22 protein-coding genes, 1 tRNA gene and 1 CRISPR repeat array (1 of these 24 running past the window's edge) are annotated in these 22346 nt (G+C 34.4%); of the genes, 3 read left to right on the plus strand and 20 right to left on the minus strand.

All coding sequences use genetic code 11. From position 1 onward, the window contains the following. Positions 1–504: a CRISPR direct-repeat array (repeat unit 36 nt; unit sequence GTTGTACAGTTACTTAAATCTTGAGAGTACAAAAAC) (it extends 191 nt beyond the left edge of the window). Between the two features lie 70 nt (positions 505–574). The 10 genes from csn2-St to FJR77_RS09605 all read right to left on the minus strand — a co-directional run bounded on the left by csn2-St (position 575) and on the right by FJR77_RS09605 (position 9505). Beyond that, positions 575–1618 carry a CRISPR-associated protein Csn2-St gene (csn2-St, locus tag FJR77_RS09555; protein WP_140834647.1) on the minus strand — a complete coding sequence of 348 codons (1044 nt, stop codon included), beginning with the start codon at positions 1616–1618 and terminating at the stop codon, positions 575–577. Next, positions 1615–1938: a CRISPR-associated endonuclease Cas2 gene (gene cas2, locus FJR77_RS09560; protein WP_001268300.1), complete on the minus strand. Its 324-nt coding sequence runs from the start codon at positions 1936–1938 to the stop codon at positions 1615–1617. The genes csn2-St and cas2 overlap by 4 nt, the downstream gene beginning before the upstream one ends. A gap of 4 nt (positions 1939–1942) precedes the next feature. Beyond that, entirely contained in the window at positions 1943–2851 is a 909-nt protein-coding gene (gene cas1, locus FJR77_RS09565; protein WP_140834648.1) for a type II CRISPR-associated endonuclease Cas1, read from the minus strand. Between the two features lie 177 nt (positions 2852–3028). Then, entirely contained in the window at positions 3029–6394 is a 3366-nt protein-coding gene (gene cas9, locus FJR77_RS09570; protein WP_140834649.1) for a type II CRISPR RNA-guided endonuclease Cas9, read from the minus strand. A gap of 1012 nt (positions 6395–7406) precedes the next feature. Then, positions 7407–7478 (minus strand) — tRNA-Arg (locus FJR77_RS09580). Positions 7479–7519: 41 nt separating this feature from the next. Next, entirely contained in the window at positions 7520–7867 is a 348-nt protein-coding gene (rplS, locus tag FJR77_RS09585) for a 50S ribosomal protein L19 (protein ID WP_001068669.1), read from the minus strand. A gap of 118 nt (positions 7868–7985) precedes the next feature. Beyond that, a complete protein-coding gene (crcB, locus tag FJR77_RS09590) occupies positions 7986–8315 on the minus strand; it encodes a fluoride efflux transporter CrcB (protein WP_140834651.1) in 330 nt (109 codons plus the stop codon). Beyond that, on the minus strand, positions 8309–8683 hold the full coding sequence (crcB, locus tag FJR77_RS09595) for a fluoride efflux transporter CrcB (protein ID WP_140834652.1): 375 nt from the start codon (positions 8681–8683) through the stop codon (positions 8309–8311). The genes crcB (FJR77_RS09590) and crcB (FJR77_RS09595) overlap by 7 nt, the downstream gene beginning before the upstream one ends. After that, a complete protein-coding gene (locus FJR77_RS09600; RefSeq protein WP_000362496.1) occupies positions 8680–8946 on the minus strand; it encodes a chorismate mutase in 267 nt (88 codons plus the stop codon). The genes crcB (FJR77_RS09595) and FJR77_RS09600 overlap by 4 nt, the downstream gene beginning before the upstream one ends. 115 nt (positions 8947–9061) lie before the next feature. After that, on the minus strand, positions 9062–9505 hold the full coding sequence (locus tag FJR77_RS09605; RefSeq protein WP_001162125.1) for a flavodoxin: 444 nt from the start codon (positions 9503–9505) through the stop codon (positions 9062–9064). A 103-nt stretch (positions 9506–9608) separates the two neighbouring features. Between FJR77_RS09605 and FJR77_RS09610 the strand changes: the two genes are divergently transcribed. Both FJR77_RS09610 and FJR77_RS09615 read left to right on the plus strand, forming a co-directional pair. After that, positions 9609–10544: a DHH family phosphoesterase gene (locus FJR77_RS09610; RefSeq protein ID WP_140834653.1), complete on the plus strand. Its 936-nt coding sequence runs from the start codon at positions 9609–9611 to the stop codon at positions 10542–10544. A gap of 95 nt (positions 10545–10639) precedes the next feature. Next, positions 10640–10882: a type B 50S ribosomal protein L31 gene (locus FJR77_RS09615; protein WP_000710764.1), complete on the plus strand. Its 243-nt coding sequence runs from the start codon at positions 10640–10642 to the stop codon at positions 10880–10882. A 552-nt stretch (positions 10883–11434) separates the two neighbouring features. Here FJR77_RS09615 and FJR77_RS09620 read toward each other — a convergent pair. The 10 genes from FJR77_RS09620 to efeO form a co-directional block, all read right to left on the minus strand. Next, on the minus strand, positions 11435–11734 hold the full coding sequence (locus tag FJR77_RS09620) for a bacteriocin immunity protein (RefSeq protein WP_000361393.1): 300 nt from the start codon (positions 11732–11734) through the stop codon (positions 11435–11437). Positions 11735–12064: 330 nt separating this feature from the next. Then, positions 12065–12262 carry a hypothetical protein gene (locus FJR77_RS09625; RefSeq protein WP_001022715.1) on the minus strand — a complete coding sequence of 66 codons (198 nt, stop codon included), beginning with the start codon at positions 12260–12262 and terminating at the stop codon, positions 12065–12067. 1009 nt (positions 12263–13271) lie between these two features. Further along, positions 13272–14597 carry a GHKL domain-containing protein gene (locus tag FJR77_RS09635; protein ID WP_140860133.1) on the minus strand — a complete coding sequence of 442 codons (1326 nt, stop codon included), beginning with the start codon at positions 14595–14597 and terminating at the stop codon, positions 13272–13274. A 10-nt stretch (positions 14598–14607) separates the two neighbouring features. Continuing rightward, the gene (locus FJR77_RS09640; RefSeq protein ID WP_140834654.1) at positions 14608–15348 is read right to left on the minus strand and encodes a response regulator transcription factor; all 741 of its coding nucleotides are present in this window, start codon (positions 15346–15348) and stop codon (positions 14608–14610) included. A 10-nt stretch (positions 15349–15358) separates the two neighbouring features. Next, entirely contained in the window at positions 15359–15691 is a 333-nt protein-coding gene (locus FJR77_RS09645; protein WP_000656277.1) for a LytTR family DNA-binding domain-containing protein, read from the minus strand. 683 nt (positions 15692–16374) lie between these two features. Then, complete coding sequence (tatA, locus tag FJR77_RS09655) at positions 16375–16545, minus strand: twin-arginine translocase TatA/TatE family subunit (protein ID WP_000512111.1); 171 nt, start codon at positions 16543–16545, stop codon at positions 16375–16377. After that, the gene (gene tatC, locus FJR77_RS09660; protein WP_140834656.1) at positions 16529–17260 is read right to left on the minus strand and encodes a twin-arginine translocase subunit TatC; all 732 of its coding nucleotides are present in this window, start codon (positions 17258–17260) and stop codon (positions 16529–16531) included. Before tatC ends, tatA begins: the two co-directional genes overlap by 17 nt. Continuing rightward, positions 17253–18950: an FTR1 family protein gene (locus FJR77_RS09665; RefSeq protein WP_140834657.1), complete on the minus strand. Its 1698-nt coding sequence runs from the start codon at positions 18948–18950 to the stop codon at positions 17253–17255. Before FJR77_RS09665 ends, tatC begins: the two co-directional genes overlap by 8 nt. Next, positions 18925–20139 (minus strand): iron uptake transporter deferrochelatase/peroxidase subunit, encoded by a 1215-nt coding sequence (gene efeB / locus FJR77_RS09670; protein WP_140834658.1) that lies wholly within the window; start codon positions 20137–20139, stop codon positions 18925–18927. The genes FJR77_RS09665 and efeB overlap by 26 nt, the downstream gene beginning before the upstream one ends. Before the next feature lie 5 nt (positions 20140–20144). Beyond that, positions 20145–21017 (minus strand): iron uptake system protein EfeO, encoded by an 873-nt coding sequence (gene efeO / locus FJR77_RS09675; protein ID WP_140834659.1) that lies wholly within the window; start codon positions 21015–21017, stop codon positions 20145–20147. 185 nt (positions 21018–21202) lie between these two features. On the opposite strand from efeO, the gene FJR77_RS09680 reads away from it, so the two are divergent. Next, positions 21203–21502, plus strand: a complete 300-nt coding sequence (locus FJR77_RS09680) for a YbaB/EbfC family nucleoid-associated protein (RefSeq protein ID WP_000981526.1) — start codon at positions 21203–21205, stop codon at positions 21500–21502. Positions 21503–22346: the final 844 nt, after the last annotated feature.

Below are 22346 nucleotides of genomic sequence, written 5' to 3' on the forward strand. Positions count from 1 at the left end.
TCTTCTAGTTGTACAGTTACTTAAATCTTGAGAGTACAAAAACTTGTTACGAGAAATCAAAGAACCGTCAAAAGTTGTACAGTTACTTAAATCTTGAGAGTACAAAAACAATGGTGCAAGAAGGGCAATCTAGTCGGTGGTTGTACAGTTACTTAAATCTTGAGAGTACAAAAACTTGATGATATCTAGGAATTGTTCGATTGTAGTTGTACAGTTACTTAAATCTTGAGAGTACAAAAACTGGTTTTGAAGAACGTTACGGCAAAACTTGGTTGTACAGTTACTTAAATCTTGAGAGTACAAAAACCAAAGGATGAGTTCTATGTAGTCGAAAATAGTTGTACAGTTACTTAAATCTTGAGAGTACAAAAACGCATCGCTACTCAAATGGATAGTCTTGCGAGTTGTACAGTTACTTAAATCTTGAGAGTACAAAAACCCTGGAACACTCCTTTCAATCTGGTGCATGTTGTACAGTTACTTAAATCTTGAGAGTACAAAAACCTCAAATTAGTCAATTTTGATTTTTGTTCCCTCAAAAATATTATAAAGCCTTAAATCTCACTCGTCAATACTATTCTTCCAAATATTTCAATAACATTGGATTGATTGATTCAACACGAAATTTTGTTTTCATTTTGTACTGATACAAATTATTCAAAATTTTTAATGCTACTTGAGCTTCTACAGATAAACTCATGTGGAGAATGTCCGAGCTAAATAAATAGGATCCAATTTTTCTTAAAGAAGTTAAAAATTCTTGTTCATCAGGTATTTGATTTATTGGATACTGATTGGTAAAGCGATCATACATAAATTCTAGAGAATATAAATGATCAACATAATCGGAAACAATATTGATTTCCTCTAAAACTTCTTTCGTGACATGAAGATAACCTTCATTGGAAGGAAATAAAACAATATATATTGAATCTCTATGATTAGTCAGAAACTCCATTTTCTCGCAACATTCAACAAAATCATTATAGGATAAAAAATCATCCAAATTTCGTAAGACAAGCAAAAACTTTTTAGAACTATTCGTCGCTATAATTTCTAACATGGAAAGAAATAATAAAAACTTTGTCTTATTGTCTACAAATTCAAAGGATATATTTTTATCATTTTTTCCAAAGTATGGTAAAAAATTTTTTTGAATTAATTGATCCGTATTAAAATATTTTGCTTCAGTATGATATATAATATCATCTATTTGAAGATTCAATTTCTGATTCAATAAAAGTGAAATCCTATCTAGATTGTCATTGATATTTTCGATTTGCTCCATTATCTCTATAGAATTAATCTTTTTCTTTATATAATCATAAGCTACTGTTCCTTTTTTATATTCCATTTGTTCAATTAAATCATTGATATTGGACACTTGAATTACACTAAATTCTGACCGGGAAACCATTGTATCGTCTATTAGTATTTTAGGCTCATTTTGTTCAAATAGAACTAAATCTTCCTCACTATATTTTTTTCCTCCAAAATACCACAATAGTATCTGCCAAATATAGTACTTTAGTTGCTGATCTTGTCCCACAATTTGAGTAAATTGGCCAAAACTTAATGAAATATTATCCTTATACGGATGACTAATGTTCATTTTCATATAACTACCAACTTATTATCACTGACTACTTCTTCTTGCTTTGTTTTCCCACCAATTATTAAAACCATTTCAGAAAATTGTTTTTCAGTCACTGCTAGCAAACGGACATTCCCACTTGGTAAATTACTCTGACTTAATTTTTTATAGAATTTACTAGCAAAACTTCTGTTAGGACAGGTTCTATAATAAACCGAAAATTGTAACATTTCAAAACCATTAGCAATTAAGTCTTTTCGAAAGTTACGATAGACTCTCTTTTCTTGATTGGTTTCCATCGGTAAATCAAAAAAACATAATAATCTCAATGCTTCATACCTCATTTCCTTAACTCCATTCTATACTTGAAACCACCGGACAGTAAAATTTGCTAGTATCCTTATCTGAAATACATTTTAGAAAACCTTTGACGTATTTATCCATAGCTACCGTCACTGAACACGTTTCTTTCCCATAACGAATCTTTGCATTTAGTGTGTCTGTTAATGCCAGTCGAAATTCATATTTCAAATACTCTTCATCTCGTAAATTTTGATAGACCCAAACATCGACAATCTGCCGAAAGGGTTCCATTAAATCATCAACAAGGTTAAATTGATTATATTCATTCTTATGGAAAATTCCTATTAAGGGATTTAACCCATACCCAGAAATAATACGTGCCATCTGAGCTCTCATGATAGCATAACCATAATTTAGACCAGCATTGATGACATCCGTTTCCTGTTGTGTAAGGCGCACGAATTTTTTTCCAAATAATTCATTAAAATAGACTTTTGCAGCATGGCCTTCACGATTGGTTTTATCTCCAAAATCAATATGCTCTTTATACTCCGCTAATAATTGTATACAATCAATATTCTTCTCAAACATTGAAAGAACATCTTGCTGATTGTTTATTTTGAAATAAGTAACTATCTGCCATAATTTGTCTTTTTGTTCCTGTGTCCACAATAATTGTTCCTGTAATTTTTTATAAGCTCTAAAATGGCCATTTTGAGAATGATAAATTCCTGTAGGCAAGTGCTCATTATCACAGACAATTAAGGCAATATTATACTTACTTAAAGCACTTAACAACCTTAGAGTTACAACAGTCTCCCCTCCTTCTGCTACAATTATCGAAATATCACTCAATGGGATAATATAGTCTTGACCAATTTTCTTAATTAAAAGGTTATCCAACTTCAATTGCATTTTTTCACTCTGACAGACATGCACAATTCTCCAAGTCATCGTATTTTCCTCTTTCACAAAACGAAAACACCCAGCCATAAATGACAGGGTGTTGAATTCGGCATGAAGCCTTATCTTTGTAGCTTCTGCAAGATTTAAGTAACTGTGCAAGGCGTCCCTTGCAGTTACTATTATAATACATCTTACAAGCGTTTGCAACTCTTTTTTAAATATTTTTTAAAATTTGAGTTTTGGTTTCTCACCCTCTTTTTTGATAAAATGTTTATTACCCAAAACATCTGTTTTAATTTTATAAATAGAGAGTCCTTTCTTTCCCAATCCTTTTAAACAGCGTCCATTAGATGTCGTATTAAACACTTTAATTCTTTCTTTGCCTTCAAAATTTCCTTTATAATAAGGTTTTAATTCTACATAGTGTTTTTGGTTTGGCATTGTTCTAGATAAGAACCTAAAAATTTGTTCCTCCTTAATTTCCGTATCCTTAATCAAAAGCAAGTCATTTTTATATAAGGTAAATTTAAATTCTGAATGCTCGCTCACTCCTTCTTTTTCTTTAATTTCATTATATTTATCAATAGTTATAGAATAAGTTCCAGTCTTCTTTTCAAATTGTAAATCTGCATATTTTAATCCAAGCAACTCATACTTCTCCGTCTGATGATTAAAATAGACATCTGTTCTCCAAGGATTTAATTGACGTAGGATTACTTTATTTTTACTATTAGAAGGAGTTATGTTAATAAATGATTCAGGAATATTTTTATCATAATATTTTAGACTTTTAATTTCTGGTCCATTGCCTTTTTTACTGTACTTACGGATTGGTCCATTTTCTTGTTTGTATTTCTCAAAAGGATTACAAGAAACTTCTTTATTCTTCTCATTAAATTCTTTTGAAGGATAGGTTCTTAGAATCTCTTCAATTACCTTTTCAAACATCTGAGGATCTTTGTGATACATTAAGAATTTACTCTTGTCTTTATTGTAAATTTTAATGAAAGCATCATATCCCGATTGACTATAGATATCTTTAATCTTACCTAAAACATAAGTTTCTTCAGACTTATCTTTATCCAACTTTGCTTTTCTTGTTGCGTAAATAGTAGCGTCTGAAATTTTTCGATTGAATTTTGAATCTACTTGATAAGAAAATAGTATACTATCCTCAAACTTCTTGCTACTTAATGTATCAACAAAATGGTCATAAGGAGCTTTAAACACTAACTCTTTGTATTCATCATCAGTTAACGAAATAATTTCGCCTGTCTTTGAATCAACAAATCGATCCTCTTTATAAGAAATTAGGGTATTAGCTTGTTTTTTCCATAACATTAATTGACTTGAAGCAGCAATAATTAAGGCATCAACAGCATGATGATGGTAAGTCTCACGAGACTTTTCAAGCCTCCACTTTCTTCTTAGCTGAGAGGTAAATTGTCCACGTACCACCGAAATAGTTGTATCGAATTTATGGGCTTTGTAAAAATCTTGTAGAGCATTTAAAACAACGCGAGAGGAATATCGAGTATCAACTAAATTCCGTTCGATAAACTTCTGCTTCACTTCAATTTTACTAATGTCTTCTTCCGTTAAAAGGTAATCTTTCTTTTTATTACCTAATAATTTAGAATCTTTTACATATGATTTAAACTCACGATATGACCAAGCATCATCCATACTGTCTAATGCCTGAAACGGTGTTCGCTGCCCCTTCTCCTGGTTTGCTGTAGCTAGAACCAATACTTTATTAGATAGACTATCATCAAACGATAAAGATAGAGGTAAAATATGATCAATTTCGTACTTGTACTGATTGTGAATTAAATCTGAAATTGGAATATTCTTCCCAGTATAGAGACACTTCTCTCCCTGCTGGTGCCATAAACGAATCTTAGTAGCCAATTCCTTATGCCCATGAAAAATACTATCTGGTAACTCTTTTTTTCCATTGTATTGGAATGCAGCCTTTTCCATAGCAGCATTTTTCTCATCATGGTTTGCCTTTTGACGTTTTATATAATCTTTCTTAGCATCTTCTTCGTTATTTTCTCGCGCCATTTCGATAACAATATTATCAAAGATACCATATTTTTTAGTTGCTTCGTTGATTATCTTTATGGCCTGTCTGACAGACTTTGCTACCACAGGATTATAGATTTCTTCTGTTACTTCTTTTTCATCAATATACTTAGTTCTTTTTGATGTTTCTTTAAATTTTTGTTTACCCAATCGTGTTAGAATTGCCATCTGCTCTTCTGAAGTTTCATAGAGTTCTGGTATCAATTCTATCATGAGTTTAAGAGAAAAATTATGCCATCCCTTACTAAATAGACTACTATTATTTTTTCTAAATTGAACCAATTCAAGTATTTGGTCTTGACTAAATACATCCATTAACTTTGTATTAATCGCTTCTTCTATACCTTCTCGTTCAGTATTTAGAGTTAAAATATGAGCAAGCTCATCTAGAACTTCTCTAGAAAATTCTCCAACTGGAATTGTTTCTAGCAACTGCATTTTTCGATAGACTTCAAAAGTATGCATTTCAGGTTTATTGTTTACATCAACTCGATAACCACGTATCTGATCTACTGAAGCATCAATCATTTTAGCAATGTATTTCAATAAAGTTGAAGCCCCTAATGTTTTCGCCGACTTCGCATATTCAACGATTGTTTTCTTTTGTTCCTCACCCAGTTTCTTGGTCTCTGTAGGAACTGTTAAATTATTTAAATCATTTAGCAAATTAAACTCTTGAGCAGTATAGGAAGCTTTTGAAGCCCTGTATTCCTCAGGATAAAATGTACATTTACCGATTAAAATACCAAAAATATTCTCTAAGGTAGTACCATCAGTTCGAAAACGTCCATAATCCGTTCGTGATTTTTCATTACCTGGTCCATGATAGTATTTTCTTTTACCCGTAAGAATTGTTAAATAATCAGCTATAAACTCATCCATAATCTGATTATTAAATTCTTGCTGTTTTCTTAAAATTCTTTCAGCTTCTTTTTTATATGCAGATGTTGAAAAAACATTGATTAATCGGCGCTTCTCACCATTTTCCACAACAGTGAAATCCCCCCTTACCTGACCATATTTTTCGAAACGCTCTAGTTGGATTTGACCAGGCGTTTGTTCAGCAAGTAATTTTCTATTTTCCTCAACTGCCTTACCATAATCAGAAGATACTGCACCACCATCCTCAGAAGCATCATCTAAATAGCTAATTCCACGTCTCTTAACAATGTTCTTTAAAGCAATGAACAATTCTTCATTCGTGAGTTGCTGATTCAATCCATCTACACGAAGTCGATATGGATTAAGATTAATGGATACCTTAGAAAAATCAGTTAACAAATCATAGTATTCAAATAGATCCTTAAGTCGAACACTACGATGTTTTTTCCTATGATTTAATCGTCTACCTTGTCTACTGCTTCTTCTTACAACATTATTATCTGCAGTTGCAGCTGGGAAAAGACGAGAATTCGCATGAATAATCTCGCCAGTATCTTTATTTAGAATACCTACACCTACTGAAGCAATACCAATATCTAAACCTAAAACTAAACCATTCATCATTACACTCCTAACTAATCATCATATTAATTAAATTTTACTCTTTACTTCCTAAAAAATCAAATCATTATCTACAATTATATGGAACATTTTTCTCTATCTTTGTGATAACTATATCTCTTAACTTCAATCATTCCGTACAAAAAATAAATATATAAAAATTATTTTCAGGGATAGACTCAGTCCAAAATTATTTTAAAAGCCTTTATCGAGACTTTTGACTTCCTTTGTATACCATGATACTATATAATAAAGATAAGGAACTTGAACAAAAGATTGGCTTCGCTTACTTAGAACGGTGCTAAAGAATATTCCTGAAACAGTAACGAATTTCACAAGTAAAGAGAATGCAATAACGGTCGTAGGAAAAATAAAAAGCGTAAATATAAATCCCTTAAAAGACAAGGGTATACGCTAGGAGAGGTGGGGGAGAAAGCCCCTCACACCTCTATTTTATCAAATGAAAAGAGGAAAGTAATGGTTAGTACAATAGCTATTTTTATAATTGCAATCAATGTATACATTTATCTAAAAAATAAAAAGGACAAATAGGATGAGAAAAGATATTCAATAATTATTAAACAGTTCTATATCCAGTTCTGCTATTTCGCAAGGCGCTGGAGTTCCTTGGACTACTGTTTCTGACCTCAGAAAAGGCAAAACAAGAATGGACAAAATGGCACTTCTCACAGCGGAAAAACCTTATGAATTTGCTACAACTGATAAGCAGTGATTTCGGTCGCTGTTTTTATTTTTAACAAAATACCGTTTTTAATAAAAACTAACACTTTTTCGCTTCCTACTCTTTATACAAATACTTATTTGAATAATAGAATTAAGTTTTGATTTCTAATCACTCAAAGCACATTTTTTTGAATAAAAAATCGCCAAATACATCACCAAAACAAATGACGAATCTGACGTTGCCCATGCCATACGTACATGGGTACTGTAAAAGGGTATGAATAGACGAAAACCGTTCGGCTGAGCGGTTTTTGAATATCTAATTACATGCCCCCTGCCGGAATCGAACCAGCAACTACTCCTTAGGAGGGAGTTGTTATATCCATTGAACTAAGGGAGCTAGATAAAAACTCTGCTGAAAAGCAGAGTTTTTTAGTCGAATTAACGACGGATTTCTTTGATACGAGCTGCTTTACCTTGAAGAGCACGCAAGTAGTACAATTTCGCACGACGTACTTTACCGTAACGTACAACTTCGATTTTTTCAACACGTGGAGTGTGGATTGGGAAGATACGCTCAACACCTACACCGTTAGAGATTTTACGAACTGTGTAGTTTTCTGAGATGCCAGCACCTTTACGTGCGATAACAACACCTTCAAAAATCTGGATACGTTCACGGTTACCTTCGACAACTTTCGCATGTACACGAACAGTGTCACCAGGACGGAATGATGGGATATCTGTACGAAGTTGACCTTCAGTCAAGCTTTGGATTAATGGATTCATTTTATTCTCCTATCTTTGTCAATCTTGAGGAAGCTTCCTCAGCGGATAAACTGTATTTTTGTGCGTCCATTACACACAAGATACAGTTTACCAAATTTCCACAAAAAAGTAAAGAAATTTATAGCAGAATTCCTAAAAAAATCGCAACTAAACCACCTAGATAGGTCAAAGTCAGGTAAGAATAAAAGACCTTCTTATCACTTAGCAACCTTTGGAGTTCGTCATTAAAGGTCGAAAACGTTGTCAAACCTCCACAAAATCCTGTTGCTAGAATAGCATAGACTTCCTTAGACTCCACATGGTTGTAGAGCAAGCCAATCAAAAAACAACCCAAAAGATTGGCTATGAGAGTTCCCAAGGGCAATTTAGCAGCTTGATTATAGCGGGAAAAGAAATACCGTACTAGGGCTCCGAAGCCACAAGCAATTGCAAGATAGACCATTACCATTTCTTCCTCCCCAAATAGTAAGCCAAGAGTAGGCCTCCACCGATGCTCAAAAGCAAATACAGAACTAAACTAAAATAACGCCCTGTATCAAGCAGTTTTACAGCATCAAGCATGAAACTAGAAAAGGTTGTTAGACCTCCGCAAAAACCTGTACCCAGCGCTAAAACCAAGCCCTTACTAGTCCCCTTATAGACCAGATATCCCTTGACAAGATAAACCAAGCATAAAATACCTAGATAGTTGACAAGAAGGGTTCCCCAAGGAAAGTCTGGGCTGGCTGGTAACCAAGTGGAAACTAGGTAGCGAACCAATCCACCCAACATAGCAGCTAGAAAAATCCCTAGCGGATAAAATTGTTCTTTTTTCATTTGATATTTTGATCCTGATAATCACGCGAACGTTTGAGTATGTCAGAAAAAGTCGCGACAATAGTTTCCTGATAGCGCTTGTCCTCTACACGACTTCTAACCTTTTCAAAGATAATTTCTTCTCTCTTAGTATCTAAAATCGGTTTACCTGAAGCCTTCTTGTAAGCGACAACCCCTTCAACTAAATGCATTCTCTCTTCTAACAGTTTGACAATTTGGTTGTCGATTTGATCAATCTCTTGCCGAATACTATCTAAATCCATACAGTCTCCTCCTTTATTTGAATTATTGTATCAAAAAGCCACCAAATAGGCTAGTAAAATCCCAAGTCACGGTAAGAAAAATGCACTGATTGATTGCATCAGCGCACGTTTATGCTTATCCTACTTTAGCAGCCAATTCTTCTGCGAATTGTTCCAAGCGTTCAATGTCTTCTTCCTCAGCAGAAAGATCAACTTTGACACATTCTGAACCTTTTTCTGCCCCTGTCGCTACAAAAACACGGTCAAAGTCATCTACCGCCTTACAGAATTCATCGTAGAAGGTATCTCCTGAGCCGACCACTCCGTAGATTTTGCCATTCAAGTTGAGGTCTGCTAGGTCTTCGTAGAAGTCCATCATTTCATCTGGCAATTCTCCATCACCATAAGTATAGGTCGCAACGATAGCAATGTCTGCTTCCAAGAAGTCTGAAGCGTCAACAGTTGTACATTCATCAACATCGACATCCAAGCCCAAGTCACGTAATTTGTCTGCTACAATATCTGCAATTTCTTCGGTATTACCGGTCATACTGGCAAATACAATTTTTGCTAATGCCATATCGTCCTCCTCAATTTATCTTTCTCCATTATATCACATCTTTTTCATTTTAAAAATAAAAATTCTTGTGCTACAATGAAATGAGAAAGAATTGAGGTTATTTATGGACATTTGCCATCAAATTTTAGAAAAAATCAAAGAATACGACACGATTATCATTCATCGTCATATGAAACCAGACCCTGATGCCTTGGGAAGTCAGGTGGGATTGAAAGCCTTGCTGGAATATCATTTCCCTGAAAAAACCATCAAAGCCGTTGGTTTTGATGAACCAACTCTTACTTGGATGGCTGAGATGGATCTTGTTGAAGATAGTGCTTACCAAGGCGCCCTTGTCATCGTCTGTGATACGGCGAATACTGCTCGTATCGATGATAAGCGCTATCGTCAAGGTGATTTTCTCATTAAGATTGACCACCATCCAAATGATGATGTCTACGGTGACCTATCTTGGGTGGATACTAGTTCAAGTAGCGCTAGTGAGATGATTACCCTATTTGCCCAAACAACCCAACTGGCCTTGTCAGATCGCGCTGCTGAGTTGCTCTTTGCAGGAATTGTCGGTGATACAGGTCGCTTCCTCTACCCTTCTACCACTGCACGGACTCTTCGCCTGGCTGCTTATTTGAGAGAACATAACTTTGATTTTGCGGCTCTCACTCGTAAAATGGACACTATGAGCTACAAAATTGCTAAACTTCAAGGCTACATCTATGACCATCTGGAAGTGGATGAAAATGGTGCAGCACGAGTTATCCTGAGTCAAGAAGTCTTGAAACAATTTAATGTTACCGATGCTGAAACTGCAGCCATTGTCGGTGCTCCTGGACGTATTGACAGTGTGAGTCTCTGGGGAATTTTTGTGGAGCAGGCTGATGGCCACTACCGTGTTCGCTTACGCAGTAAAATTCATCCTATCAATGAAATTGCCAAAGAACATGATGGAGGAGGCCACCCTCTAGCAAGTGGTGCCAATTCCTATAGCCAAGAGGAAAACGAAATCATCTACCAAAAGTTAAAAAACTTGCTTAAAAACTGATAAAATACTTGCCAAATTTTTCAGAATCTGATAGACTAGTATGGTAACAATCTATGGCTCGCAAAGAGACCATGGCAGAAAGGAAATATTGCAAAATGAAAAAAGATATCCATCCAGAATATCGCCCAGTTGTCTTCATGGACACAACTACTGGTTACCAATTCCTTAGCGGTTCAACAAAACGCTCTAACGAAACAGTTGAGTTCGAAGGCGAAACTTACCCATTGATCCGTGTGGAAATTTCATCAGACTCACACCCATTCTACACTGGACGTCAAAAGTTCACTCAAGCAGATGGACGCGTGGATCGTTTCAACAAAAAATACGGTCTCAAATAATGATAAAAAGAACAGTTTCAGCTGTTCTTTTTTTGTTACATGACTATTGATCCAAAGTATTCAGTATGCTATTAGGTACTTTTTTTGTTTTACAATTTTATAAAGTTTATTAAATCACAAATTTTAAGGCCACACAAATTACGTGATTTAATATAAAATTTAAAAATCTGAATTGTTTTTAAAGTTTTTATACTCTCTAAAAACACCTCTATAATACATACTCAGACCTAATATAGCAATAAATTTATGAATAATAGTATTTGATTCGAATAAAATGTTAATGGCTATCCCAGTCATTATAAAACTAATTGCAATTATTAAACGATGCTTCATCTGTACCTCAACGTTCTATATCTCCAGTTCTTCCCAAAAAGCTTATAATAGCTCCACCATGTCCTCCTAAAGCAACAATTCCTTCTCAAAACATGAAAGTCCACCTTCAATGCTGGACAATATTACTTCAAATTGTCTCATCATGAATACTTCCTTAGATTTATATAAAAAATTTTTTGTCTTGTTAAAAACTTGGTAAGTTTTTTCTGCTCATTTTCCTTATCTCGTTATACCAAAAGAAATTAATCCTTGAGCTAGATTTTTACTCAATTGTCCATATGTGGCAATTTCTTTATAAAATGTCGCAACCTTTGGGCTCATTGATTTGTGACTATTAATCCCACTAACAGCCTGCTGACGAAGAGCTTCAGCCAACTCCATGACAACTCTCTGCTCATTTTTTGTATTCTCTAATAGAATTTTATAACGTAATAAAATATCTCGTTCATTTTTATGAATATCTGTATCTAAAATCAAATTATAAATCTTATTAAGAATTTCTTCTGTTCTCTTATCCATAAATTATCCTCTATAAGCTAAAATCCAATATCTCCTCCCCAATGATGATATCCAACCATTAGCCATGACATCTTTAGTTGACTCACAATCACACTTAGTTACAATACCCCCATTCTCAATTTGGAAATTAACAAATGAAACATTGTCCAAACATGTAATGAGGCTAAAAATTATAGTCGTCACAACCTTATAAAGTTCCCTTTTGGTTTATTCCTTTTAAACCTATACAAATCAATAGTAGAGTTGCTATGATATCAACAATATCTTGTGACTTTAGTAAAGACAAGATTCCTAGAGAAATAATATAAAATATACTAATTATTTTTCTCATTATTTACAAAAACTTTCTGCCGCTAGCCCGCCTGTTGAAATCGCAAATGTAACACTAACAGGATCAGCGTTGAAAAAGCCTATCTCAACCATCCCTGCCGTATCTAAAATACATGTCAAGTCATTTTTACCTCCTTCAACAGTAGCAAGAGTATCAGCTTTTCGCACATTAACTTGTTCGATAGTTTTTATATTCACAATGGATACCTCCTATATAATAGGTATTTTTTGTCAGATTATAATCTTGACAAGTTCAGTATAGCAGTACAAAATCGATTTTTACCACAAAGTATTTACATGCTGCTAACTCCACTTATCTTCAAATTTAAATAGACACATTATCGGAGTTATTAATAAGAAAAAATCTAACCAATTTAGATAGTTCATAATATACGATATAATACCAGCCAAAACGAAAAGGTACAAAGCTGTACGATATCCTCTCTTTGGGTTTTTATCAGCCTTGGTGTTAAAAATAATGTACATGCAACAAATCGCAATGAGTATAAGCTGAATCATAGTTTCATTTAACATATTAGCACCTCTTATTTTTTTAAAACTATTTTGAATGAGTTGTTTTTGCTTCCACGATGAGTAGATCCTCTATAATATATGATTTTATGAGATTATAACCTTGACAAGTTCAGTATATCAGGAAAGAAGAGATTTTTACCACAAAGTCTTTAAATGTACTTTTTTCATCACGAAACGTATTTTTTCATGATTTGTAACCTTTCAATATTAAAAATAAACCATTTTAAAATTTGTTCCACAAATCGATGCTAGATATTGTGAACTCGTCACTCTAGCTTTTTTGCCCAGTTTTATTGTTATGACTATTTCCTAACTCATTTACAGGAACTAGCTAAAAAATAAGGAAGGTACAACTTACCTTACTATCATCATGTAATCCAAAGAAATAGACTTTGAAACCAGAGCCATTCAAACTGATATGATCCTCTTTAACATAGAGGAAATTCCTTACCCCTCCATAGTTTCCATTAATGAATACCTTATCTATTAAAAAAAAGACCATCTTATCATTTGGCCCCTGACCCTAGAATCAAAGTAATGAAAGAGAGTCACCATAAAATGGTTACGTCAGAATTCCTATGTTTGCTATAAATTGAGCATTTAAATGTATATAAAGTCATAACAAAAGAGTCCCCCTTAAAATATTCTATAGAATATTTTAAGGGGGACTCTTTTAAAGTTCTATTTCCAAGATCTGTGTAAAGACATAATTTTTACTTGTGGTTTTCAAACATACATTTGGATAAGATTTTAAAATTCTCCGAACATTCGCCAAGCCTATACCCCTACCTACGCCTTTTGAAGAATTGTCACGCTTGAATATATCTCTCAATTCTATCTCTCTTTCTAAAGTAGAATTTTTTACAATCATGACTAATTTATTCCATTCTGTATCTTCAAGAAAACAAATTGCTATTCCTCCTTCTGCTGCGGACTCTATAGCATTATCTAACAAGATAGAAGTAATTGTTAAGAAGTCAATTTGTTCCATATTTTTTATAGAGAACTGTTCACTAATCTCCAGGGAAACTGGAATAGATAAGTTTTGGGCCTCCGATAACTTAGATAATAGTAAACTCTTTAGCGCCAAATCATTGATATTTCTTAGATGTGCTACATCAAAACGCTTGCCTTTTAATTTTTCACCAGAATTTTTCAAAACACTATCATAAACTTGAGAAACCAGATTAATATCTTTTTGATCTATACCTATTTTTAAGCTTGACAAAATATTAGCATAATCATGTCTGAAGCCTCTAATTTCTTGATACAACCCTTCAACTTGTTGACTATAATTGCTAAGATTTTGCAATTGAATGTCTTTTTGTAGAACGACTTTCTCCTGTAATTCTTGAAGTAATTTTCTATCCAATAGATTAACAAAACAAATAAACAATAAAAAGTAAACTGCTGTCAATAATTCTTTATAATCCAACATTCTATCCCAACTTACTTTATCACTGTAGTTTATATAAGGTGGTAAGATAAAATAGGCTAGCATTAAAGTATCCGCAGTAATTAAAATAAATTTTGTCTTTCTATCCAAGTTCTTTATTTTTAAATGACTAAAATTATATCGAAAGAGACTAATAAGAAATAACACAATAATTTCAGCTAATAAAGAGAAAATCATTGTTCCTAGATTAGTTTCATATAGTCTATACAATATTGGAATCTTAGAAATTATAAAGTAACCTAAGAAATTTTTGATGACATCCCAAAATCCAATTGGAAATAATGAGTAAAAAAGTAATAAAGAAACCTTACTTCTTAATTTACCAATAGACAAAGTATATAGGATAAAAAAGGTAGGATAAAGCAATAATGACCCAAGAAAGTAAAATTCAGTTGATTTAAATAAAACAATAAATAGTAATGTTAAAAGATGGAACAGAATAATGGACATTACTACTTTTTTCAGATTTAATCTCTCACCTACAACCCTAGCATGGATACATAACAATAGAAAAACACCTAAAATATTTAAAAAAAATATCATCTAAATCTCCTTAGTCATGAAGTCTTTCGATAGCTTTCATAAGTGGACGAATTTTTAATCTAGAGACAATACAAGAGGATCCGTTCTGAAAATGAACTATCCGGTTTTCTTTATCAATTAAAGATATATTATAAGGATTTACGATAAATGATCTATGACATTGAAACAAACGTGGTTCCTGTTTAAGAATATCTGACAATTGTCCATAAAATTCAACTATGTCTCGTTTTGAATAGAGAGTCAACTTATGAGCAATTGTTGATGTTTCAATATACAATAAATCTTTAAAAGGGACTTGAATTTGAGCTTTGGATCCTGTAAATATAAAAGAGTCCTCAGATACTGTTCTTCTTTGATTATCGCTAACACTTAAAATAACATTTTCAATTCGTTTGATAAATAATGGTTCAGGTAATTCTTTATCAATGAAATCAATAGCCGATACTAAATATTCAAAAGATACAGGCATAAACTCAGAATGTGATGTTACAAAAGCAATCACTGCTTGAGAATCAAGTTTTCTAATTTCTCTAGCAACGTCTAATCCTCTTTTGTCATCATCTTTTATTTCAATATCAAGTAAAAATAATTGATGATTTCCTCTCTCTGAAATGTCCTCTAAAAGCTGTTGAGGTTTTCCATAAACCTCAAAATGCCTATACTCAATCTTATTATCCACCAAAATTTTTTTGACAACATTTTCAATTCTAGTCTGTTGTAAAAAATTATCTTCTAGTATAAAAATATTCACTACTTCACTCCTATATATTTTTCCACTGATTTTTTAATATTGTAAAGTGTCTTCTAGAACAAGCGATGTCTGATACTCTATCATCCATAAACATAATCGTTCTTGTCTCATGATTAAATCCTGCTATTTTATCTTTATTCACAAGAAACTTTCTATGGCATCTAATAAGTTCTTCTGTACTTTCCTCTTCGATTTTAGCTAGTGAGGTTGAAGCTTCAAAATTCCCTTCTGCTGTTACAAAAAGAACAGCATGAGCTTTTGTTGGGTGAGTTGTAACATAATAAATTTTAGAGAGTGGTACCTTTACGATAGCTCTATCTTGATATAAAATATAGTCTTTCATATTTAGCCTCCTTCTATAAGTTTAATCTTATCAGAATGATGGAAATTAAATTATAAAAATCTCAAATGGTAAAAATTTTCTTAATTTAGACATTTCAGGATAAAATAGATACTTTTTAGTATCTCAATAATATTAATCTTTCTTCATTTGATAAACTAATTTCTAATGAAAGGAAAGCTATGAAGGCAATTCAAATTTTACACTACTCTTTATTTGGCTATATTTTATCTCTGTATTTAAAATATTATTTCTTAAAAAACATTTAAAAATACAAAAATTTTACAAGGACATAAGATTAACTACAAATATAAATCTTCTACTTATTTTATCATAAAATCAGGGTCTCTAACATCTAAAAAAGTTTCCTATCTAAACACTACTTCTGTTTTTAGTTGTTTTGATTCTTGATATGGAATGAAAATGATATCTAACAGTCAATCAATTTTTTCAAGATCTTGGACGGATATATCAGATAATCTATGAATTAGCTTCTTAAATATATCACTATTGTCCTGATTTTTCTTAAAATTTTGTAAACATCAATTATGACCACCCATAAAAGGCTTAATCATGAATTTTTAAAATCAGTTTTTAATTCCAAATTTTCCAAGCTCAAAAAAACTTTGCACTCTAGCTAGCCACACAATGGTTACCAGAGTACAAAGTTTTTTATTAGACAAGATTTAGTCTTCCTTATCTTGATTTTCATTTCCTTTAACTGCTTTTTTAAATTCGGATAGCATTTTACCAATTGATTCGCCTAGTTCAGGCAATCGTTTTGGTCCGAAGATTAAGAGAGCTCCTAAAACGATAATAATCAATCCTGGTGCTCCGATATCACGTAAGATTCCCATTTCTCGCTCCTTTCTGCTTGCGTTTCATAATGTGTTTGCTGATAGCAATACTCAATTCATAGAGTAAAATCAAGGGGGCAGTCATTGCCAAATCACTAACAAAGTCGGCTGGTGTCAAGATGACTGCAAGTACCAATAAGATAAAATAAGCATATCGGCGATAAGCAATCAACAATTCTGGTCCAATGAGCCCAATCGACGTCAAAAAGGCAATGATAACCGGCAATTCAAAAATCAGAGCCAAGGGCAAGGTCGTTTGAAAAACAAAGGACAGATAATTTTGGGCTGTTAACTGCGTTTCAAATAGTCCTTCTCCTAGCCCTAATAAAACCTGAAGTAAGGCTGGTGTTACAAAGTAAAAACCAAAAACTAGTCCAACTAGAAAACAAAGGAAACTAGCTGGAATATAAGCAAAAATAGCTCTAGCTTCTTCCTTCTTTAAACCAGGTTTAATGAAAGACCAAATATGATACACCGTGTAAGGTAGGGTGATAGTAAAGGCCATCAGACTAGCTAAGCGTATGTAAATCCATAAAATATCATTTGGCCCTAAAACAATCAACTTTTGCTGAAAAGATTGGGTCACATACTGGTAAATTTGATCTGCAAAAAGCAGTGAAACACAGAATACCAAAAAGAAACAAATGACCACTGCCAATAATCTCTTTCTAAACTCTACCAGATGTTCAACGATTGTCAATTCTTTTCTATCCATCGTATTCTTCACCCTGTCTGAAAGTGACAATCAAGACAATAATAATAAAGATTAGCTGACTGATTAAACCTTCCCAACTTGGGTAAATTCCAAGCAGGTCGATTGTTGGAAATCCTGTCAGCAAGTGATTTGGTGCCATATTGGTCAACTGAAGAGCGTGGACACTAACCCCCAGCATCTTGAAAGCCAGAGCATAAATCATCCAAGTCAGGATAAAGAAGACCTTATGTGGCAGGAAGAATTGACTGGCCTTATTCATCATGATTGCAATAATTACCAGAACCAGCAAGGCAAGTGAAATTCCCAAGACAAATTCAAAACTGGAAATTCTTGGTATAATCCCAACATAAAAGAGAATGGTTTCTGCTCCCTCACGGAAAACAGCTAGAAAACTGAGAGCAAACATGGAAATAAAGGAACCTGTCTTAGTCACTGTTTCCATTTGTGACTCCATAAAGGTATTCCATTTTTTGACTGAGGACTTGCTGTGAAGCCAGATTCCAATCAAAATCATCATAACTACCGCAAAAATCCCCACTGCTCCTTCGATGATTTCACGATTGGATCCTGATGTCACTGCTGGAAAAGCAATTTGCAGGATGAAAGCAATAACCAGACTTGCCATGATTCCTGTGATAGCACCACCATAAACCCACTTGAGCCCTTTACGCAGCTTGGCTGCTTTCAAGGTCGTTACCAAAGCCATAACGATTAAAAGGGCCTCTACACCTTCTCTCAGGAGAATGAGCATAGCATCAAAGGCATTGTAACGTGCACTGGTATCAATTTGTGATAAATCTACAATCAGTTTTTCTAATTTTTCTTGGTATTCCTTTTCACTTCCCTTGACCATAATCACAGGGCTTTCACTTTCCACTCGAGTATAGAGGGAAGGATTGGTCGTGCTAACAGAACCTTCAATTGTTGGCCAGATAGTGATGAATTCCTTCATACTAGCGGCTCCTGATGCTTGATCACCAGCTTGAAATTGTTCCAAAGCCTTCTTCAAAAGGGCAATGCCGTCTTTGAGAGTCAAATCCGAAGATGTTGCTGCTATTTCTTTTCCAGTTACAAAATCATCAATAGCCTTTTTTAAGTTCTCAAAGGAAGTCTGGATTGAGTTGAAATCTGTAGGCTCGGTTTCCATACTACTACGCAAGAAAGAAATAGCTGTTTCAACACGGCCGTAATGGGCTGTACTATTGTCACGAACCACACTTTCATTGATGGTCCAAGTGGAATTCATTTTCTTAAAGGCTTCTCGAACCTTTTCCAAATCTTTGGAGGAAATGGCTTGTTCCAAGGCTTCAAAACGAGGACTTAGACGGTTTACCAACTTTTCCTTTTCCGCATCTAGGTCAACAGGATTTTGTTCTTTTTCAAAGGCTAATAGGGCTGCAGAAAGTTCGGTGAGTTTGTCATCAGTAATCTCGCCTGATTGAGCTAACTTTTCCTTAACAACCTTACCAGCCTCAGAATCCTTATTTTCTACTCCTTCGAAGTCTGTTGCCATCTCTGTAACAAGTTTCTGTGCTTCAGACTGATTGCCATTTTTGACCGCTTTAGAAGCATCTGTGATTTTTACAAAGTAAGAACTCAAGCTTTCTTGAGCACCTACTGGGGAAAGAATTAAAAATAACAAAGCTAAAACTAGTAACCAGCTTTTAGCCTTCCAATAATTTCTGACCAATGTAGCCTCCTTTCTCCACACCACCAAAGCAAGCAAAGAGTCCACTACCGATATGAGTGATGTATTCATTCATCTTATCTGTAGCACCTAGATTGGTTTGAACCTTGACAAAGTTATCAGGATCCTTCTGGAAAGAAATGAAGAGCAAGCCCGTATCAAACTGGCCAGTTTTTTCATCAATCCCATCTGAGTAAGAGTAAGAACGACGTAAAAGTGGTTTCTCCACTTCTTTAGCCAAACGAACATGCGAATCATCAGGTAAGAGACTCAAATCCACTTCATCAAACTCATTTTTCTTACCAAAGGGGGCACCACTTTCCTTGTAACGACCAAAGGTATTTTCTTGTTCTTCAAGACTAGTACGGTCCCAGGTCTCTAAAAACATCTGAATCCGACGAACTGCCATATAAGATCCATTTTCCATCCAGTCCTTACTATCAGCCCAGATGACGCGGTCAAAGTCTTGCTCCTTGGTTGGATTTGCTGTCCCATCTTTAAAACCAAAGAGGTTACGCGGAGTCTCCATTCGATCTCCGATAGCTGCAAAACCAGACTGACTCCAACGAAGGGTCACCGCATTTCTCCCCTTACGGATGAGATTTCGAATAGCATGAAAGGCAACTTGCTCATCATCGGCACAAGCCTGAATCACAATATCTCCACCAGTATATTTTTCACGCAATTGCTCTTTAGGAAAAGGCGGTAAATCCCTAAACAGTTGTGGACGCTTGTTTTCCAAGTTCATCTTTTTCAAGAAACTCGCAGAAACACCAAAAGTTAGCGTCAAACGATGAGGATTGAGCCCGACTGTTTCACCAGTATCGCTCGGAGGCAAGAGAGCATTCTGGCCATCTTTTTTGACCAATTCCCCCTCGACCAACTTGGCACTATAATCCGTCCAATCCTTGAACAACTGAATAATCTTATCCTTATCCGTCGTATGCAAATCCAAGACAACAAAATAGATATTTTTTTGCATGGGCGTACTAATCCCTGCTTGATGCTTGCCATAAAAAGCAATTTTTTCATTTCCGTACGAGATTTTTTCCTGACTTCCTAGCTTAGGTGCGAAAAAAGCAGAAGCACCAGAGAGTCCTAGCGCTAAACCAGCCCCTCCAATCCCTGCTTTTTTTAGAAATTCTCGACGGTCCATTTTCTTTTCAAAAAACTTTTCGTCTTTTTCAGTCATGACTCTTATTCTCCACTAAGAAATTTACCCATTTGTGATAGAGGCTCACCAAGTTTTGTCACAGCTTCTGACAATTCTTTGGTATCTTCTTTTGTCAAATCAGTATAGAGCTTATAGTGTTCCTTGTCGGTCATGTGTTTGTCCAACAAGCTATTGACAGACTTGAAATCTGCTTCCAATTCTTTAACTAGGTTAGCGTCTGATTTTTCAAGTAAAGGTTTAAAGAGTTGGAAAATCTTCTCAGCTCCCTCAATATTGGCACGGAAGTCATACAAGTCTGTATGAGAATAAATTTCCTCTTCACCTGTAATCTTGCTTTTCGCTACTTCGTTAAGCAAGTCAACTGCTCCAGTCAACATAACCTTGTAATCCACATCTACAGTTGCAATCTTAGCTTTCAATTCCTTGATATCATTAACCAACTGATCTCCGTAGATTTCAGTTCCTTTTGTTGTATTGTCTTCCCAAAGTATACGCTCGATACGATGGAAACCTGACCAACCTTTCTCGGTCTTGTTTTCGTCCATATAGTCTGCCAAACGGAAGTCAATCTTGACATCTGACTCACCAAAACTTTCGGCAATTGGTTCTGAACGCTCATAAGACATACGAATCAATGGATAGACCTTCTTGGCTTCTTCTAACTTACCTTCTTTCAACAGTTTGACAAAGCCTTCCGTATCTGTCAAAAGTTTATCAATTTGCTCTTGCACAAAAGTCTTATAGTCAGCTGTGGCCTTATCAAGCATTTTTTGCTTATCTTCAGACAAGGCTGTCACCTTAGACGAATCGGTTGTATCTGCTGATTTTTCAAACCTAACAGCACAAGCTGTCAATAGCAAGGCTGAAGATAAAAGGATAAAACCTAGTTTTTTCATTGTTTACTCCTATTGGTTCAGGAAACCTTAATTAATTTTACGTTTCATTATAACATGTTTTCACTCATTTTTCAATAAATTTTCAGACAATTTAATGTTAGTAGATTCATACTAACAATAGACTTTTAAACCTAAAATTGATAAAATAGGAAAGAAAATAAGATAAAAGGAAACTGTAAATCACCATGATGAACATGCAAAATATGATGCGTCAAGCACAAAAACTTCAAAAACAAATGGAACAAAGTCAAGCTGAGCTTGCTGCTATGCAATTTGTTGGCAAATCTGCTCAAGACCTTGTTCAAGCTACCTTAACTGGAGATAAGAAAGTTGTCAGTATTGACTTCAATCCAGCTGTCGTTGACCCGGAAGACCTTGAAACTCTTTCTGATATGACTGTTCAAGCCATCAACTCTGCTCTTGAACAAATCGATGAAACGACTAAGAAAAAATTAGGTGCTTTCGCAGGGAAATTGCCATTCTGATAAAAAAGGCTCTATAATATTTATAGTGGGTAAATCCCTTATAGATATTATGGAGCCTATTTTGATGTAGAAAAAAGTCCCATAAAATCTATAGTGAAAAGCGACCAAGCCATCATTAGAAAGAATCCTATGGAACAATTACATTTTATCACAACTGCTTGATATTGAAAACTTTTTTCTCATACTAAGTCCTAAACGCTAAAATCATTCTTAATCTTTTTTACCATTTGTTATTATACTCCTAAATTCCGGCTAAAACAGTCCACCAAATTGTTCTACTTCAATACTTAAGGAGAATTGTAAATCATGCCAAACCATGAAGCAATTTAATCAAATATTTCATTAGTACATGGTCATCAACCCCTACTAACAGCATAGTAGCGAACTATTGTATCGCCGACTTTTCGTATGTGCTTAACTACTAAAGAGATTATAGAGACACTCTTGAGTTGCTAATAAGAATTAAAGCACCACTATAATATTCTACATTTTTACTTTTAGAGTAAGGTTTTGCGTACTCATTGAGAAGAATCTAGAGCTAGCTAATCCTCGCTTTTAGACTTTTTAGAATCTTAATAAAGAAAGCATCTACTCCCTCTTCAATTACCTTATTCCAACGTAAAGTTAGGAGAGAATAATAATCTTATCCAATGCAATACCTTTGATTTTCGAAACTTTGACAACTGCAAAAAACAGACTTTCACAATTCGCAATATCAATCATGACCACCCGTCAAACGGGTGGTTTGTACCAGGGCTATAAGCCCAAATTACCAGCCAGCGCCTAAAGACGCTGGCTTTCACGTTGTTCAAGCCTCATTGCTCTTGACTCGTCACTTGCCTCT

Origin of the sequence: Streptococcus shenyangsis (assembly GCF_006385785.1) — a bacterium.
GTDB lineage: Bacteria > Bacillota > Bacilli > Lactobacillales > Streptococcaceae > Streptococcus > Streptococcus shenyangsis.